This window comes from Neisseria weaveri, from assembly GCF_900638685.1.
Taxonomy (GTDB): Bacteria; Pseudomonadota; Gammaproteobacteria; order Burkholderiales; family Neisseriaceae; genus Neisseria; species Neisseria weaveri.
In genome coordinates, this window is sequence record NZ_LR134533.1 from 159,699 (window position 1) to 177,953 (window position 18,255).

Annotated in this window: 15 protein-coding genes; 4 read left to right on the forward strand and 11 right to left on the reverse strand. The window is 46.0% G+C overall.

The window, feature by feature from the left end; genetic code table 11:
- Positions 1-8: 8 nt before the first annotated feature.
- From EL309_RS00825 to EL309_RS00865, 9 genes are all read right to left on the reverse strand, one after another.
- A complete protein-coding gene (locus EL309_RS00825) occupies positions 9-2,702 on the reverse strand; it encodes a DEAD/DEAH box helicase family protein (protein WP_004284054.1) in 2,694 nt (897 codons plus the stop codon).
- Positions 2,699-2,860, reverse strand: a complete 162-nt coding sequence (locus tag EL309_RS10630; RefSeq protein WP_004284056.1) for a hypothetical protein — start codon at positions 2,858-2,860, stop codon at positions 2,699-2,701. Before EL309_RS10630 ends, EL309_RS00825 begins: the two co-directional genes overlap by 4 nt.
- Positions 2,850-3,926: a virulence RhuM family protein gene (locus EL309_RS00830; protein WP_004284057.1), complete on the reverse strand. Its 1,077-nt coding sequence runs from the start codon at positions 3,924-3,926 to the stop codon at positions 2,850-2,852. The genes EL309_RS10630 and EL309_RS00830 overlap by 11 nt, the downstream gene beginning before the upstream one ends.
- Positions 3,923-5,623 carry a site-specific DNA-methyltransferase gene (locus EL309_RS00835; RefSeq protein WP_004284058.1) on the reverse strand — a complete coding sequence of 567 codons (1,701 nt, stop codon included), beginning with the start codon at positions 5,621-5,623 and terminating at the stop codon, positions 3,923-3,925. The genes EL309_RS00830 and EL309_RS00835 overlap by 4 nt, the downstream gene beginning before the upstream one ends.
- Positions 5,624-5,628: 5 nt before the next feature.
- Entirely contained in the window at positions 5,629-7,938 is a 2,310-nt protein-coding gene (locus EL309_RS00840; RefSeq protein WP_004284059.1) for an AAA family ATPase, read from the reverse strand.
- 2 nt (positions 7,939-7,940) lie between these two features.
- Positions 7,941-8,126 carry a hypothetical protein gene (locus EL309_RS00845; RefSeq protein ID WP_081463199.1) on the reverse strand — a complete coding sequence of 62 codons (186 nt, stop codon included), beginning with the start codon at positions 8,124-8,126 and terminating at the stop codon, positions 7,941-7,943.
- Between the two features lie 229 nt (positions 8,127-8,355).
- Positions 8,356-11,250, reverse strand: a complete 2,895-nt coding sequence (locus EL309_RS00855; RefSeq protein ID WP_004284062.1) for an SNF2-related protein — start codon at positions 11,248-11,250, stop codon at positions 8,356-8,358.
- Positions 11,251-11,339: 89 nt separating this feature from the next.
- A complete protein-coding gene (locus EL309_RS00860) occupies positions 11,340-13,634 on the reverse strand; it encodes a CRISPR-associated helicase/endonuclease Cas3 (protein ID WP_004284063.1) in 2,295 nt (764 codons plus the stop codon).
- Between the two features lie 28 nt (positions 13,635-13,662).
- Positions 13,663-13,932 carry a hypothetical protein gene (locus EL309_RS00865; protein WP_004284064.1) on the reverse strand — a complete coding sequence of 90 codons (270 nt, stop codon included), beginning with the start codon at positions 13,930-13,932 and terminating at the stop codon, positions 13,663-13,665.
- A 42-nt stretch (positions 13,933-13,974) separates the two neighbouring features.
- Here EL309_RS00865 and EL309_RS00870 point away from each other — a divergent pair, with 42 nt between their 5' ends.
- A complete protein-coding gene (locus EL309_RS00870; RefSeq protein WP_036494370.1) occupies positions 13,975-14,169 on the forward strand; it encodes a hypothetical protein in 195 nt (64 codons plus the stop codon).
- A 321-nt stretch (positions 14,170-14,490) separates the two neighbouring features.
- On the opposite strand, the gene EL309_RS00875 is transcribed toward EL309_RS00870, so the two are convergent.
- Both EL309_RS00875 and EL309_RS00880 read right to left on the reverse strand, forming a co-directional pair.
- Complete coding sequence (locus tag EL309_RS00875) at positions 14,491-14,970, reverse strand: DUF3465 domain-containing protein (protein WP_004284067.1); 480 nt, start codon at positions 14,968-14,970, stop codon at positions 14,491-14,493.
- Positions 14,971-15,020: 50 nt separating this feature from the next.
- Positions 15,021-15,821, reverse strand: coding sequence for a hypothetical protein (locus tag EL309_RS00880; RefSeq protein ID WP_004284068.1), 801 nt, complete (start codon positions 15,819-15,821; stop codon positions 15,021-15,023).
- A 105-nt stretch (positions 15,822-15,926) separates the two neighbouring features.
- Here EL309_RS00880 and EL309_RS00885 point away from each other — a divergent pair, with 105 nt between their 5' ends.
- From EL309_RS00885 to EL309_RS00895, 3 genes are all read left to right on the forward strand, one after another.
- The gene (locus tag EL309_RS00885) at positions 15,927-16,178 is read left to right on the forward strand and encodes an NGO1151 family protein (protein ID WP_004284069.1); all 252 of its coding nucleotides are present in this window, start codon (positions 15,927-15,929) and stop codon (positions 16,176-16,178) included.
- 102 nt (positions 16,179-16,280) lie between these two features.
- On the forward strand, positions 16,281-17,069 hold the full coding sequence (locus tag EL309_RS00890; protein WP_004285521.1) for a basic amino acid ABC transporter substrate-binding protein: 789 nt from the start codon (positions 16,281-16,283) through the stop codon (positions 17,067-17,069).
- Positions 17,070-17,282: 213 nt separating this feature from the next.
- A complete protein-coding gene (locus EL309_RS00895; protein ID WP_004284072.1) occupies positions 17,283-18,236 on the forward strand; it encodes a nucleoside hydrolase in 954 nt (317 codons plus the stop codon).
- Positions 18,237-18,255 lie beyond the last annotated feature (19 nt).

The window sequence follows — 18,255 nt, forward strand, 5'->3', positions numbered from 1 at the left end:
AGCTATTTTCAGACGGCCTGTTTCTCAAACCGCAAAAAATCCGCCAATTTTTTGGCTTCACTCACTTCATCATGAGGAATCAACAGATAACGCCACGCTTTCGTGCCGTGTTGGCTGGCGTAATCGGATGCGTGTTGGCACCATGTGCTTGCCGCTTGGGCTTTGGCTTGCACTTCCGGCGTATTCAAATCAGCACGCGCCTTGGTTTCCGCCATCAAAATACAATCCTCCGTCTCCACCACAAAGTCAGGCAAATATTCTTTTTGCTCCATACCCAGTTTGTAATCTATTTGAAACTGCCCTTTGGCAGGTTTAAACCATTTTTGTGCGTCGCGCTCTAAAATAACGGCAAAGCGACGTTCGGTGTCGGAATCAAATTTTTGCAACGGATACAGACATTTTTTGAAATGGCCGAACAACATATGTTTGATGCGCGTTTTATCCGCCACGGTATCGCGCACCGCATGTACAGGCTCGCCTGCAACCACGGTATAGGCGCAGGGTTTGAGCGGACTAAAGCCTTGGCTAACCCTGGCTTCGTAGCCGGCGGCTTTTTCCCAAAAGTGCGCAGCCATTTGTGCATGAATTTCACGGGCAATCAGGCAACGTTCTTTGTCCAGCACATTCAGGGCTTCTTCTCCACTTAAATAACTGTGCAAATACGCCACCATCTGCCCCGCCAAGTCATATAAAAGCTCGGATTGGGTAAAGTAATCAATATCGTCAAAATCGATTAGTGCGTGAACGATATAATCTTCAGGGCGTTTTTCAGTCAGCCCCATTTCCCGTGCCAAGCTGGTTTGCTCGTTAGTGTGCAGATTGTGAATGGTGATTTCCCGTTCGCTCGGTTGTAAACGCAACCCGCTGGCATCCAAAGTGAACGGATGAAATCCCGTGCTCACCTCGCCGCTTGGCACAACGGTAATGCGCGGAATATCGATATTGTTATCCACCATCACCTTTGTGGTTTTGGCAACAATATTTGCCACATCCGGCGTATTTTCCATCGGTAATTCGCCCTGCGCCGGTTGCAGGCGTTTTTGCACCTCGGCGGTAATTTGCGCCTGTATATCTGATTGCAATAATGCTTGCGAAGTCGGCGCATCATCAGGTCTGCGGCCATATTGTGCCGCCACCTCCATCACCACGCGGGCAATTCGCTTTTCATTTTCATTGGTAAAAACGGATTGATAAGATTGTGATTCTTGTGCAGGAATAAATTCAGACGGCCCATCAGCCAGCCCCAAATGCACCTCCATGGTGCTAGCTACCCGAACACTCACCTTTTCATCATCTTGGCTGGGTGCTTCCAAAATAACCTGCTGCAAACGCAACACCGAATCGCCCTGATTGGCTTCATCAATAATTTCCTGAAAACGGTCATGGGCGATGATATTAAGCCTATCCACCGCCTCCACACCAGTACGCTTTCCATAAGGCAAACGTAAACCGCGTCCGATGGATTGCTCAATCAAAGTGCGGGCATTAGCAGCACGAAGCGGCACAATGGTATAAAGATTGGTAACATCCCAACCTTCTTTCAACATATTGACGTGAATCACAATCTCGGTTGGCTCATCCACGCTTTCCACCGCCAGCAACCGGGCAATCATTTCTTCTTCATCTTTGCCCGATTTGCTCGAATCCACCTGAATCACTTTGCCTGCATAGCGCCCGCTGTAAAAAGCTTCCGACTCTATCAAGGCAAGCAAAGCAGCCGCGTGCGTGGTATCGCGGGCAATCACCAGCATAAAAGGCTTAATCGGCTTTACACCGTTTTCGCGCGCATAAGTGAGCAGCTCTACTTTGGTGTTTTCATGCACACGCACGCCGTCTTCCAATTTGATTTTCTCAATTTCTTCGGGTGTATGGTCTTTAGCATTGAAATTGCGCTGGGTTACCACCGCCGGCACTTTCACAAAACCATCTTCTAACGCGCGCGCAAGGGGATAATCAACAATCACATTTTTAAAAGGCTGCGGTGCTTTTCCTGTTTCCACAAAAGGTGTAGCGGTCAACTCCAAACCCAATAACGGTTTCAATTCATTAATCGCCCGCATACCCGCTTGCGCCCGATAGCGGTGCGATTCGTCCATCAACAGCACCAAATCGGGCAAATTGGCCAAATAATTGAAATAACTGTCGCCCAGCACTTCGCGCATCCGCTTGATACGCGGCTCTTTACCGCCGCGCACTTCAGAGTTGATTTTGGCGATATTGAAAATGTTGATCCGTACTTCCGTTATCCAGTCGCCGGAGGCAATATCCTGCCGCTCGTAATCTTCGCCGGTAATCACCCGTGGCGGATGAAGAGCAAATTCACTAATCCCCTTAAACACATATTTGGGCGTATTGGGCGAAAAGTCGGCAATCAGCTTGTTGTAAATAGTGAGGTTGGGCGCCAGCACAAAAAAATTGTTGATGCCGTGCGCCAAATGCAGATAAGCGATAAACGCCCCCATCAAGCGGGTTTTGCCCACACCTGTTGCCAGCGCAAAACATAAAGACGGAAACTCTCGCTCAAACTCCTGCAAAGTGGCAAATTCACCCTTTAAGATTTCCAAAACTGCCGCCACATCACGTTCATGCTTGAGTATTTGCGGCGCGGCATCCAATGCTTGCTTTAACTTCGCCAAACTGTGTGCTTGCGGCGCACGCAGCGACAAGCGGCCGTTGATATGGTGTTGAATTCTTGTAGTCATGATGTCGTTCCGCACTTGGCAGTTATGCCAATATTTTGGCTAGCTGCATAGATATTGATGTCGTGAGTTACTCGCAAATTTCGAGCAACCGCTTTTTCTTGTGCAGCATGTTGCGGCACAAACAGCGTTTTCAGGCGGCCTATTTGCTTATGTTTCATTCTTTTTACCCTTATTTTTAGGCAGCACCTGTTTACGCGTACGCTCAAGCTGCTTAACCGGCTCGACAATCGCACGTTCAAAATCCTGCTCAGCCCGTGAAGGCAGCCTGCTTTGTTGCGCCCGATATTGCTCATAAACCGCTTGCGCCCGCGCCAACGCGGCATCTGCCGATACTTTGCCTGCATGGGTCAAAACCTCTTTGCGGGTCAGGCGCAAAAAGTTATCCAACTCATTTGCCCAGTCTGTCATATACATCGGCTGCCGCGCCTGTGCCTGCAACTCGGCCACTTCGATATAAGCGGTAACGATACGGTTGAGCACCTCCAGTTCTTCGGCATTCAAATAATTCTTGGCAATGCCCACATCCGCCTTACGCACCGGTTTTCCCTTGCCTTGTCCATCCCAATTGGTCAGCCCCATATAAGGTGCCTCGGCATCGGCACGCAGCATAATCAATTCGGCAGCCGTATGCCCGTGTGCCGCCCAGTGCATCTTGTTTTGCAAGGTAGCGAAAAACTGCCGTGACGTTTCCGTATTAGGATCGTAGTCGATACTGGTGGCATAAATATCCAGCACCTTGCGCCAAAATACCTTTTCCGAAGAACGAATATCACGTATTTGCGCCAACAAAGCTTCAAAATACGCTTCATCCTTGCCTGCCTTGAAGCGTTCGCTATCCAGCAGAAAACCTTTTTCCAAATAATGACCCAACTGCTCGGTTGCCCAACGACGAAACTGCATACCGCGATGCGAACGTACCCGGTAACCAACTGCCAAAACAGCATCCAAATGATAATGATCAATCAAGCGGCGAACCTGCCGACTGCCCTCGATTTGAACTATCCGGAATTTCCGGATAGTTCGTTCGGGGTCAACTTCATCTTCATCAAAAATATTGCCCAAATGCTCACTGATGGTTCTGACTGAAACCTGAAACAGCTCTGCCATCTGCGCTTGCGACAACCAAAGTCCGCCTTCCACAAACCTCACCTGAATGCGTGTTTGCGCATCTTCCGTTTGGTAAAGTAAAAATTCACCCTGTGAAACCTGTACATCCTGCGTCATTGTTCCTCCCCGTCAAACAGCCCCTCTTGCTCTTCAGGTAGCCTTTTGCCCTTTTTCGCTTTCACAGGCAGCTTCTGGTCATCCGTTTTTTCAGGCAGGGGTTCGGCTTCGGCAAAGGGCAGATTGGCAACATTCAAACTGTAATCGTCATGCCCCCATTCACAGCGCGCCAAAATCATTTTCGGAATTTTCTTTAAAGTGAGATTGGGAAAACGCTCCGCCGCCTGAGTAGCCGTCAAACCGCGCCATGCCGAACAGCAAATCAACAGGCTGCACCCTTCGCCCACTTCGTCCGACAATGCCTGCAACTGCTCGGCAGATAAACTCTGCGTGGTCACATAAATAAAATCGCACTCGCTGGAATAGCCATGCTGCCACCAATGCGTTTCAGACGGCCTATAAGTAAAGCCCTCCAACTTGGCAAGCGCTTCGGCAAGCATTTCAGGGTTGTAGTCGGGGTTGATAATCGGATTGCCCCAGCGATCATTAATAATCAGCGTTGGTGCCAAACGGTAATAACGAAAACCGCCGCCGCCCTGCCAATTGACCGCTTTGGAAATCCCACCCTGATCAGTGCCGTCAATCACCTTTTGCAGACGCGGAATAATATGGGTGTGGCAATGTTCGCCCAGTTCCACCATAATCCAGCGGCGTCCCATTTTGTGGGCAACGGCGCCAGTGGTGCCGGAACCGGCGAAGGAATCAAGGACAAGATCGCCGGGGTTGGTGGCAATGTGCATTACCCTAGAAAGTAACAGTTCTGGCTTTGGCGTATCAAAAAGATCGTTGCGATTACCAAACATCGCTCTCATTTCGGATTTTGCGCCAATGTTGTGTCCCGCAAATTCATGCTCCCAAATAGTGATAGGCACAACACCCTGTTGTACTTCAGATAAGAAAGTTTTTTTGTACGGTCTAGAGTCTCCTTTTTTACCAAAGGTAATCCTGCCATCAGCTAAAAGTTCTTCATATTTCTGTTTGGAAACAACCCATGATCGTGTTGGTGGTGGGCGAAAACTTAAACCAGCAGGAGAAATAATTTCATAGTCATTTGCTGCGGAATACGTTTTAACCGATAGATTGGTAGGATACCAAGGTCCTCTAGGGTCATTATCCCAGTTAACATATTTGCTGTTCAATTCTTCGCTTCTTGGTACTAAATTTGGTCGCCAATTATCACTTAATTTCGCATAAACCAATAAATGATCATGGACAGAACTAAATTGTTTAGAATCATTTGTAGCAGCATATTTTTTCTGCCAAACCACATTTGCAACAAAATTCCCCCGCCCAAAAATCTCATCGCAAAGCACCTTCAAATAATGCGCTTCATTGTCATCAATCGTGATCCACAGCGAACCGTCATCCGAAAGCAAGCGTTTGATAATCTCCAAACGGTCGCGCATCAGCCCCAACCAAATCGAATGCTCCAGCCCGTCGTCATAATGGGTAAAGGCACTACCGGTGTTATACGGCGGATCAATAAACACACACTTCACTTTCCCGGTAAATTCCTGCTCCAAGGCCTTAAGCGCGAGCAGGTTATCGCCAAAAATCAGACGGTTATCAAAAACATCCTTTTCCGACCGCACCTTGGCATGATAAGACTTATCTGCCTCTTCCAATAAAATACGGGCTTCCAACTTAGGACGCTTGTGCTTGCCTATCCAAGTGAGTTCTAGTTTTTGGTTTTTCATAAATATCAACTCGGTTTTTTTAATGGGTATAGTCGGCGGGTATCACCGCTGTTTTTCCAATAACTTCCTGTATCTTTATTCGGCCATCCATAATCCGGACAAATCAAGGCATCACATAATTTCTCAACTAATCGAGCAAATTTTAATCCGTCTTGTGGATGAAGATTGAAAGAAAATTCGTTGAAATGCGCTCCTAATACATTTCTGGTTTGAGCTATTTGATTTATTTCTTTCAAGATTTCACCAATTTGTACTTCTGATGAATGATGGGATTGATCACGTATTTCTACTTTTAACTCTTTCAACAACTTACCGTTTACCGCCCCTAATAAATCATTTAATACATAAGTATTTCCTATTTTTCTAGGAACAGCGCAAGAATACTTTAATGTTAAGAAATCTAATAAAGCTTCTAGAATAACACCTGATTTTCCTGTGATTGACTGAATATCAGGATCAGATTCTTCTAATAACTTTTTCAGTCTAACAACCTCTGGAATGGAACCAGATAAAGACATGCCATTATCTAATGACCAATGCTTTAACTCGACAAACTGGCAAACTTGTTCCGGCTTTAAAACGCCCCAACGAAATTTTTCTCTCCATGGTCGGTAATGTGTAGTAACAATAGCATGTTGAAATTTTTGAATCACATCATAAATCATGGTAATAACACGCTCTACATGAGGCTCATCCACACTACCTAATACATCATCTAAAACTAGAATTTTCTGTTCTGGATTTTCACGTTCAGCTAGCGCCAAAAATACGCATAACCCTAAAGTGTCTAAATGTGAATCGCTAAAATAAACTTGTGGTGGCGTATTTTGTTTCCCTGCAAACTCCATAGCAATCTCCAAAGAGCCTCGTTTGGCTGCATCTAGTGCCAAGGTAATTTTATCCAGTCCTTCTTTAGGGTGTATCAACTCATAAAGCTGTCCTACTCTTACTGAAATTGACCCGAGAATATGGTCAGTATACTTTTTGCGTTCAGATTCAATGATATTTAAGATCTTTTTTAAGCTAGGTAATGTCACACCTAATTCTTTAGCAACATTCTCACTGCCCTTTAAATCATCCAATGATCTACGTAATGTTTCTATAAAATTTTTGTTATCTACACATTTATCTGATTCTTGCCTCCAGGCATCTTTTTTACCTTGATTCTCTACAATCCAACTTTGCCATTCGTTTGGATTATCTGGAATAGGAAAAGATGGAAGATCAAGATCTTGAATTTCAAGTGTATTAAAGCAGTAACCTTCCAATTGATTAAAGCTATCTTTAATATCTTTTAGAAAATCGTCTAGCCGTTGTTGTTGACTTTTTACTAGATCTTCATTTTTTAAAACAGATTGCTTAGCTATATTTAATTGCGACAACAAACCATTTAATTCAATTCGCTTATTGACTTCTTCTACTAAATTTTCCGCATTTTCAGCACTTTCACAAAGTGGGCACACATTTACATTATCATGTTTGTGAAAGTATTTTTTTGCTGCTTGAAGAATATCCATTACTTCCAAATAATCTTCAGACGCCTTTTCTTTTATATCTCTTAGAATGGATTCAGCTTGTGATAGCTTGAGTGTAGCTTCCTTTAACTCATTAGAGAGAAATAGAAATTTATCATAACCCCCTTCAATTTTATTCCAACATGATATTAAACCGTCAATATCATTTTTTCTCTTCTCAAAATGTACTGAATCCTTTTTAGCTTCACTTTCTGCCCACAAAATAGCAGCGGGAAATGGACGATTTACTTGTTCCCAAAAATTTTCAATATTCTTTCTATTTGTGCTTACACGTGTTATTGCATTCTCAAAATCTTTAGTCTTATCGTTAATTAATTTTCTTAAACTTGCTTCTGACGCCTCAATTCCAGATACATCAATAAAACGACTAATTTCTTTATAACGATCGGCTGGCTGTGCCGTAACCAATCTTAGAATTTCACTACGGCGTAATACCGATACTTTCGGCTTCAACTCTTCTTGATTAAGAAATACATTTTTCTTATCTAGAGATAACACACATGTTCCGTTTGAAGTTTCTAGTGTTACTTTAACATCTGTATAAGCTTTTCCCAATGAAGGCCAATATACTCTAGTAGAAGCACCAACTCCTCTTTTTTCCAATGAACCAATTTTACTGTTCCCAAGCAAATCAAAAGCATCTGAAATTGTAGATTTCCCTGTACCATTTTCTCCATAAATAATCATCAGCTTTTTACCCTTTTCAAACTTCAAAACAAAAGGCGTTACCGATCCTCTAAGATTTTCAATTGATAAGCTTTTCAATAAAACGGTTGACATTTTTACTCCCCTGCTTCTGCTTTTTCTTTATCAATAGCTTTTTCAACTGCCAATAACCAATCCTCTGGCTTCATGACTCCTGCAATTATTTTTTCTTTGTACTGCTCTAGGTCAGAAGCTAAAAATAATTTTTTCTCAAATAAAACAGGGGAAATCAACTCGATTAATTCTTCACTTGGTGATTTCATTTTTACCATTTCCTTTCATAATTATTTTTCACTACAGATGAAATATAAGAATTAAGGCCTATGCCTTGTATTGCTAAATTTTTCATATGATCTACCATATATCTACCCGGTCTTATATATGTATATAAATAATTTCTACATCGACCATTCTTGAATACAACATGAATTGAATCCTCAAATATCTGATAAGAAACGACATTAGAATTACCAGAACGATTTTGATAAAGCTTCATCGTATTATCTCCCACTCAATAAAAAACATTTCTTCTTCCTCCACTTGCTGTTGCAAATTTTGTTCTAGCTCTTCAATCAGTTCATTCCGCTGATTTTCAATGTCATCCTGCCTGTCAAACAATTCACGCCGCTGTTTAGTGCGCTTACTTTCCAATTCCCGCTTTTTTTTCTGCCAAGCGAGTTTTTCTTCCAATGTGGCGGCAGTAGTGGCGGTCCGGCGGATTTCTTTGATTTGCCGGTCGGTTTCTTTGATTTCTTGTTCCAATCCATGTTTAAGATCATCTGCCCAATCGTCCAGCTTTTGTACTTCTTGTTCAAAGTAATCAAGATTACGTTGTTGCGCTTCATTCAGTACGTCTTGACGGCGTGCGGCGATGTCTTGGGATAAGGCCGTCTGAATCCGTGGCGGCTGGGTGATGAGTGTTTGACTGGCAGGTAAACCAAGCAGCTTTTCCGGGTCGGCTTCTTGCAAGATTTCACCGTTATCGGTGATAGCGGCAATCAGCAAATACTGTTCTTGGTTGTTAAAAGCACGAATGGTAACGAGCTTGGCAATTAACTGCCCGCTTTGCCCGATATAAGGCTCCAAGGTGCTGATTCTGCCGTGTTGTTTCTGATATTCACCGTAATCAAATACCAATTTGGCTGGCGGGCAATGGCAGGACTTGGCTTGTTCAAGCAGGACTTGCGCTAGCGGATGGCTGATGCGATAGAGATATGCAGTTCCACTTTGGCGGGGCAGCTCATAACGGCCTGTGGGAATATGGCCCAGGCCGTCTGAAAGGTTTTCAGGTAGCCCGTTCAAGGTAAAACCCTGTGCATCAAAGGTGGCGTGTTCGCCCAGTGCGCTTCGGGTAAAGTTGAGCAGCAATTTTTCGTATTTGCTGCGGGTGCGCTCGCTATCATCAGCTCGGATTTTGAGTTTTGCTTGCACTTCTTCGTCGAAATTTTCCAGCAGGGTTTGGCGGGTTTGGGTCATGGCCGCGCTGATCTCGCCGGAGAGTTCTTGTTGCAGTGCATCAAAACTGGTTTTAATTTCATCGGGCTGACGGCAGTGGCGGTAGATATCGGCAATGCGGCGTTCGATATCCACACCTGAACCGATAGCACCAAGCACTTCGTCGCTGGCACCGAATACGCCTTCAAAAAGCTGGAACTTTTCTGACAGCAGTTCGTAAACACGGGCGTCGGCTTCGTTGCTTTTATCCAAAAAGTTCACCACAACCACATCGTGTTTTTGCCCGTAGCGGTGACAACGCCCGATACGCTGTTCGATACGTTGCGGGTTCCACGGCAAATCATAGTTGATGACCAACGAGCAAAATTGCAGGTTGATGCCTTCGGCACCGGCTTCGGTGGCAATCATGATGGTGGCGTGTTCTTTAAAATGCTCGACAAGAGCGGCGCGGGTATCGGCGGTTTTGGAACCTGTGATTTTGTCGCTGCCTTCGTGTTTTTTGAGCCAGTTTTTGTAGATGGTTTGGGCTTGCGGCCCACTGTTGGTGCCATTAAAGAGTACGATACCGTCGCCGTTTTCACCTGCATAGGTACTTTTGGATAAGCATTCAAGCAGGTATTCTTGGGTGCGTTTCGATTCGGTAAAGATAATGGCTTTTTGTGCCGCACCTAAGCGTTTAAGCTCGGCAAAGGCTTTTTCTAACGCACCAAACAATGCTTTGCCTTTGGCATCTTCACGGATATTTTGTGCCAAGGTTTTAAAATAATTGAGTTCTTCGATTTCTTCGGTTATGGCTTGGTATTGGTCGCGAGTTAAGCTGGGTGTGTCACCATTTTCGTTTTCCCATTCTTCTGCAGTTTCATCCAAGCTTTCATAATCTTCATCCAGCGTTTCGACGAGATCCGTTGTATCTGCCTCATTCAATACGCCTTGCAAACGTTTGCTCATGGTATCCAAGGCACCGGCGATGGCACGGCTGCTCGAAGCCAATAATTTCCATAGCACCAGTGAAATCAGTTGTCTTTGTCCTTGCGGCATGGCTTGCAGATTAGGACGGCGCAAATACTCTGCTACCAATGCAGAAAGTGCTTTCTCTTCATCTGATGGTGTGAATTCCTGAACAATCGCAAGACGTGCGGTATAAGGAACATAGGCTTGTACTTGACGGCGCAACGTGCGTTTGCAAACCGCTTGTAAACGCTGACGTAGGTTTTGCAGGCTTTGCTTCGAAGGTTTTGTGCCGAACTGACTGCGAAAGCTGTCCAAATCGCCAAATACATGCTGATCAATGATGCTAACCAAGCCATACAGTTCCAAAAGCGAGTTTTGCAGCGGTGTGGCAGTCAAAAGCACTTTGGCATGTACATTAATAAGCGCTTCTTGCAAGGTTTTGGCAATCACATTGCCTTTTTTATAGACATTGCGCAGGCGGTGTGCCTCGTCAAGCACCACCAAATCCCAATCAACAGCTTTCAAGTCATCGGCTTTAGACTTGGCAAATTGATAAGAACAAATAATCGGTGCGTTTTGACGAAAAGGATTTTTACCTTGTTTTTTGATGGCGTTATAACTCTTGGCCTCCAAAATCATGCCTTGCAAGCCGAATTTTTCTTGTAACTCTTGGTGCCATTGTTTGCGTAAATTGGCGGGCGTGATGATGAGAAGATTACGTTTGCGCTCCGCCCAATGCTGCAAAATCACTAAGCCGGCTTCAATCGTTTTACCCAATCCCACCTCATCCGCCAAAATTACGCCTTTGGACAATGGGTTTCGACAGGCAAACAAGGCGGCATCGACTTGATGCGGGTTTAAGTCCACCTGAGAATCTACCAAAGTAGAGGCAAGAGATTCTATAGTGCCGTTTTGTGCCTGCCTGGTCAGTTGCCAAGCAAAATATTTAGACTGATGGGGGGTAAATTTGCTTTGCTGCATAAGTTTTCCAAAATTTTATTTTTAAAATTAGCCTTATAGTAAAATTCAGTTCATTTCTTGTCAATATTTATATTTTAAAGATGATAATTTTAAAAAACCAGCGTTTCTGCTTTCAAAAATTCCACATCCTCCCACCACAACCCCGCCACTTCATCATACAAATCCAACCCAATCAGGCTGTAAAACTGTTTCCCAAACCGATTTTCGTTAACCGTTTCTATCCGCCCTGCTTTGAACAGGGCTCGCAAAGCTTTTTCGGGGATTTGCACGGTGTAATATTGAAGTTCACGCAAAATGCTGCCGATTTGGTCGGCATGGCGCAGGCTGTCGATCAGGCGTTCGGCTTCTTGGTCGAACGGGATAATCAGCGGCTGCATATGGGTTTCGATCATGCGGAATTTTTGGGCGATGGTTTGGAAGGGGAAATTGAGGCTGTTGCCTGCCTTCTTGTGCATTTCAAGAATGCCTTTGCTATCTAATTCTTTGCCTTTTTCTTCGTAAACGCGCTGGAAATAGCGGCGGATGGCTTGCGGCGACAATAGGTCGTCCGCGTGGTGGCGCACGACTTCGCGCATGGAGGCGGAGAGCAAGCCGAGTTCGGACGGGGCTTTCCATTGTTCTTCGGGTTTGAACACCCAGACGAAGCTGCTTTCAGACGGCCTTTTGCCTTCGCGGTTGCAGCGTCCGGCGGCTTGGGCAACGCTGTCCAATCCGGCTTCGGCGCGCATGACTAAGGGGAAATCGACATCTACGCCTGCTTCGATAAGCGATGTGGCGATCACGCGGCAGGGTTCGCTGTTTTTCAGACGGCCTCGGATGGTTTCTAACACTTGGCTGCGGTGTTTGGCGCACATCAAGGTGGTAAGGTGGAAAACGCCCTCAAGCTGTTTGGCGCTGTCGTACAGGCTGCGGGCGTGGCGGCGGTTGTTGACGATAATGAGGATTTGCTTGTGCTGTGTGAGCTTTTCGAGCAAATCGGCATCGGTTTGGAGGCCGATATGCTGCACGGTGGTGCGGCGCAGTTTGTCGAACAATTCGGCGGGATTGGGGGCCAGCTCGCGTGTGTTTTCGAAGCCGCGATAAAAGCCGTGTTCAGCTTGAGTGGCGGGCTGGGTGGCGGTACACATAACGACGGAGCAGTGATAATTACGCGCCAACTCTTTAATGACCTGCATGATGGGCAGCAACAGTTTGAGCGGCAGCATTTGTGCCTCGTCAAGAATAATCACGCTGCCGGAGATGTTGTGCAGCTTGCGGCAGCGTGAAGAGCGATCGGCAAACAGGGATTCGAAAAACTGCACGGCGGTGGTAACGACAACGGGCATATCCCAGTTTTCGGAGGCTTGCCGCAGTTTGTCTTTGCTGTGCTGGTCTTTGAGTTTGCTGTCGTCAAATGTGCTGTGGTGCTCCAGCACGGCGGCCTCGCCCAGATCGCCGAAGGCTTTGCGGAACTCGGCGGCGTTTTGCTCGATGATGCTGGTAAAGGGAATCACATAAATCACGCGGCGCATGCCGTGCCGCTTGGCATGTTCGAGGGCGAAGGCCATCGAAGTGAAGGTTTTGCCGCCACCGGTTGGCACGGTGAGGGTAAACAGCCCCGGCGCTTGCTCCGCCTGCCTCACGGCGTGGTCGAGAATATCGCTGCGCAGGCGGTTTAGGGCGGCATTGCGCTTTTCTTCTTCTGTGTGCTGCGGCTTTTCGGCAATATGCCGTCTGAAATCGCCGATAAAGCGGTTAAAGCGTTGTTGCAGCTGCAATAAATCGGGATGACCGCCGCGCTGCACGGTTTTATCTTCCAAGCCCGCATAAAAGGCTTCGGTGTCGAGATAATCGGCATCGACCAAGCAGGAATACAGCATGCGGGTAAAGAAGGCGTAAGAGAAAAAGGGATGGTGTTTGTCAGCCTGCAAGGGGGACGCGGGCAAAGTTTGCGGCAGGCTGATGTCCTGCTGCCACACCTCATCCGGCTCGGGAATATCGTGAATGCCTTTGCCGAATGGCACGGCCAAGCGTTGGGTTAAGGTGCGGCGGTTATCGCCCTCGCTGTTTCCGTTTGCCAAGCCTGCGTGATGGCCGGCAATGCAAAACGCCATCAACTTGCCCTGCAACCCCCAACGCTCGAAAGCGATTTTTGCGCCAGCCGTGGCATGGTCAACCGATGGCCCACCATGCAGGCGGCGGTTAAATTCCGGCGTGTATTTGCCCAAATCGTGCAATTGGCCGGTATAACGCGCCATTTCCTCCGCACCAAAAAAAGCGGCAAACCTTGCAGCCGCCTCACCCACATTGTGGGCATGGCTGCGCATGGTTTGCCAGTATTCGTAAGGTTGGTTTTCGGCGGAATGGGCGTAGTAAGTTCGGATAAGCCGAGTATCCACAGACATTCTCCAATGTATTTTTATTATTTCTGCATTAACTAACAAGTGAGAAATATATCATATTTTTCAGCTTTTCAATGGAAACACCGATTTTGTCGTATTCCCGCCATAATTGTTTGGCAGATGCAACGCCCAAACGGTTTTTATTTCGCTCTAAAGCCTTTCCGAGTTCTTGTTGTCGCGAATTAAGAGTGTCCGTTGCCAACTTCACTGTATTCATGGCCTTTCCGACATTAGTCAGGCCGGATAATGCACCGCCTACAGCCGCAAAAACCGTTATCGAAACACCTAAATCGGTCGCCATGTGTTAATATCCTAGAAATACTTATATAGAAGGAAAATAGCTATGAACGTTGGAGCAGCTATTGCAGCAATAGCTTTTGGTTTATTCACAACCGGCGGATTTCCATTGCTTCTAATTGTACTGGTACCGGCTATTATTTGGATTTTATGGCCTATATTCCAAAAAGAACCCGAATCAAACGGCTGGTGCAGAGACCTTCAACGGGAAATCGAAGAAAAACGCCGCCAGCAGTCCTAACCGTCAAATACCTTTCCTGTAACCCGCCTTAATTTGGCGGGTTGCTTCTTTTTTGAAACCCTCAAAATCGTCCAAAGACAAATCTTCTATGGCCGGCCAACAACGGCCAACCAAACCACCACGCCATATCGGCATCAGCCGACAGCAGACGTTGGTTCATTTCCGCTCTGCTCACCGGCGTATAATTTTGCTTATTTCGATACGGCGCGAAAAAATTCTTGATATTTAAAAGTTAATATGTATATATTTAAAATAAATATATAGGCCGTCTGGAAAATACCACTTTCAGACGGCCTATATATAAACCAAGATTAAAATTTCTTATTCGTATAATTTGCCATTGTGTTTTAGCCAACCACCTATATGCCTGCCTTGAGGATCATGATGAGTCCAATGTATTACGCCTCCCCTTTCGGACCATTCGTATTCCCCGTAAAAATCAACCATATCGCCCTTTTTCAATCCTTTAATTTTAGGAGCCAAATCAATATTGTGTGCAACCAATAAAGTTTGGCCGCTATTTAATTTTAAAATAAAGCGTTGGTGGCGCGAACCTTTATTGTCGTCGGGAAGTGTTTTGATAACCCGGCCGCGTCCTTCAATTTGAAGATTGCTGATCTGCTGTTCATAAGCAGTTTGCAACTGTTTTTCGAAATTTGACGGACGATTGTTTTTTTCTATTTGAACCGTATTTTCGCTATTAGGGATATTGGAATCGAGAGAATGGCTGCCGGGTTTGCCAATCCAATATCCCAACCCCAATGCAGCGGCCAAACCCACTATCAAAATGCCTTGTTTCATTTTTTACTCGCAAAAAAACAATGCCCGTTTCATCGAGCATTTAAGGTAATTTAGCGTTTGAATTTTAATTCGTAACGGATTTCCGATAACACCATTTTCAGATTGTGTTCCAGAACTTCTTGAACCAGATCCGGCGTTTCTTCACTTAATGCCTGCTGCAGTTCGCGGGTCAGTACGGCTATTTGTTTTTGCATGGCAACGCGCACCATTCCATTGACCGCATCGGTCAGATGTGGCAGCAGTCTCTGCTCCAAGCGCATTAATAATTCTCGCTCCGATAAGCACAAAACCGGTTTGCCTGTAACAACTTCCGGTTTTAATACTTGAACAACCACCGGTACTTCAGTGGGAATATCAAAAACTTTCTCTCCGCTTTCATCTGCGGCTTTATCTGTTTCTTCGGTCGCCTGCTTGGCTTGGCAGTTGGATGATTTCAGCCAAACCGTCTGATTTTTAAGAATATCGGCTTCCGCAACATCTCCTTGCAAAGAAGCTTGCGCGCTTAACCAATCATCTTGTAATAATACGGTTGCGTCCAATTCGTCGATATTCTGATTTTTTTCGGACAATCCGACATTGTGTTCGCGCTGCCAGTGCCATAAATATTGGCGCAATGCTTCATCCCGTGCATCCCCGTCCAAGCGGCCGGCTTCCTGCTTTCTTTCTGCAGTCTTACGGTTTAGATCTTGGGTGGGCACTGTTAGATGGGGATCATTTTTCTCAGATGTGGAAGCAGCTTGACGGTTTTGGCGCAATTGCCTCAAACCTTGTTCCCAAGCAGACATTTCTTTTTCATTACCGACGTTTCCGTCTGCCGTCATCATTTTTTCAGAGCGCTTGTCGTTATTCATAGTTTCATATTCCGTGTCAATTCGGGCAGTCTCGTTTCCCGATATCACTCAAAACTTTTGCGATATAATGTTTATATTCTAACAGATTATTTAAGGAAATATCCTATGAGCAGCATTGAACAGCGTTTGGACTATTTAGAAGAATCCAATGAAGCATTACGTATGCAAAACCATGTTTTAGCCACCGCCCTTAAAGGCATGATCCGCGCCCTTCCGGCAGAAACGGCTCAAGATGTGGTCGAATCTATCCAATTAGCATTTGAAGATGCTTTGGCCGAATTGGACTACGAAGACAGCCCAAACATTGATCTTTTCCATGATGTGACTTACGCGTTTTTCAGAGAAAAACAGCGTTAATTTCTATAAACCCCTATATCAATTCGAGCACATATCCGAATTAACTTATGCTAGAATCAATAGGTTTAGTTAATTTATTTAATAACCTAAGGATATTTAAACATGAACATGAAAAAATGGATTGCAGCAGCTTTGGCCTGCTCGGCTTTGGCTTTAGGCGCTTGCGGCGGTCAAAGCGGCACTGACAAAGCTGCCGCGACACAAACCGATGCCAAAGTTTACCGCGTTTCAATGAACGCCGAATTTGCTCCGTTTGAATCTCAAGACGCCAACAACAACGTTGAGGGCTTTGATGTAGACTTGATGAATGCCCTGTCTCAAGCCGGAAACTTCAAAGTCGAGTATAAACACCAACCTTGGGATAGCCTGTTTCCCGCTCTGAAAAACGGCGATACCGATATTGTTATCTCAGCCGTAACCATTACCGATGAGCGCAAACAAACCATGGACTTCACCGAGCCTTACTTTGAAATCACACAAGTTATCTTGGTACCTGAAGGCAAAGGCGTAAAATCCGTTGAAGACCTGAAAAAAGTCAACCGTGTCGGCGTGGTAACCGGTCAAACCGGCGATTTTGCCGCTTCAAAAATCTTAGGTAACGACAGCCCCAAAGTTGCACGCTTCGAAACCCTGCCTTTAGTTATCAAAGAATTGGAAAACGGCGGCTTGGATGCCGTAATCAGTGACAGCGCCGTTATCGGCAACTACCTGAAACACAACAGCAACAAAGGCTTCACTATGGTAGAAGTACCCGATTTCGAAACCGAGCACTACGGTATTGCCGTACGCAAAGGAGACGAAGCGGCCCTCAACATGCTGAACGACGCCTTGAAAAAAGTTCGTGAAAACGGCGAATACGACAAGATTCACGACCAATACTTTGCAAAATAAATTTCCGGCCAAGCTAACACTTTGCTAACACTTTAAGGAAATTCAAGACCCATATAAACACTTATATGGGTCTTGTTTTATAAGCACAACCCATGACAACCTTCTCAATCCGCCCCATATTTTCACTGCCATTCCGCATAAATTTCCACGCCATACCCACTTTGCTTCTTTGCCTGATACAATGACTCAATTTCCCCCGAAGGACGATACATCATGCCAGAAAAAATCCGCCTCATTATCGATACCGACCCCGGCCAAGATGACGCAGCCGCCATTTTAATGGCACACGGCCTAGCCAAACGCGGCCTGATCGAATTTCTCGCCCTGACCGTTGTAGCCGGCAATGTCGGCTTACACCACACCGCCAACAACGCTCGCATTATCTGCGATTGGGCCGGCGAAAAAGACTTCCCCGTTTACGCCGGAGCCACCCAACCTTTAGTCAGAAAACTGGTAACAGCAGAAGAAGTTCACGGTAAAAACGGTTTGGACGGTGCCGAACTGCACGACCCCGTCTGCCCCCTGCAGCCTGTCCATGCCGTTCCCTACCTAATCGACACCTTGCGCAAAGCAGATGACTCAAGCATTACCATCTGCCCTATCGGCCCCCTGACCAATATCGCCCAAGCCATTACCTTAGCCCCCGACATTACCCGCGCCATTAAAAAAATCGTCATGATGGGCGGCAACTATTTCGAAGCCGGCAACATCACCCCCGCTGCCGAATTCAACTTCTATGTCGACCCCCATGCCGCGCAAATCGTCATGCAGAGCGGCGTGCCCATTGCCGTATTACCGCTGGACGTCACACATAAAGCCACCATCACTACCGCCCGCATGGACGCCCTGCGCCAACTGGGCAACATCAACGGCAACCGCTTGGCCGGCATTCTGCAAAGTTACGAGCGTTACGATACCCAAAAATTCGGTTTGGAAGGCGGCCCCCTACACGATCCCTGTGCCGTCGCCTATGCGGTTTTCCCCGAATTTTTCAACGGTAAAGACTGCCACGTCGAAATAGAAACCCAAAGCGAACTGTCTATGGGCTCGAGCGTAGTCGATTGGTGGGGAACAACCGGCAAGCCTGTCAACGCCCATTGGGTTACCGAGGTCAATGCCAATAAATTGTTCCACGAACTGGCAGAGTCCATTAAACAACTGCCTTAATACTTGCTGTCAAAAGCTT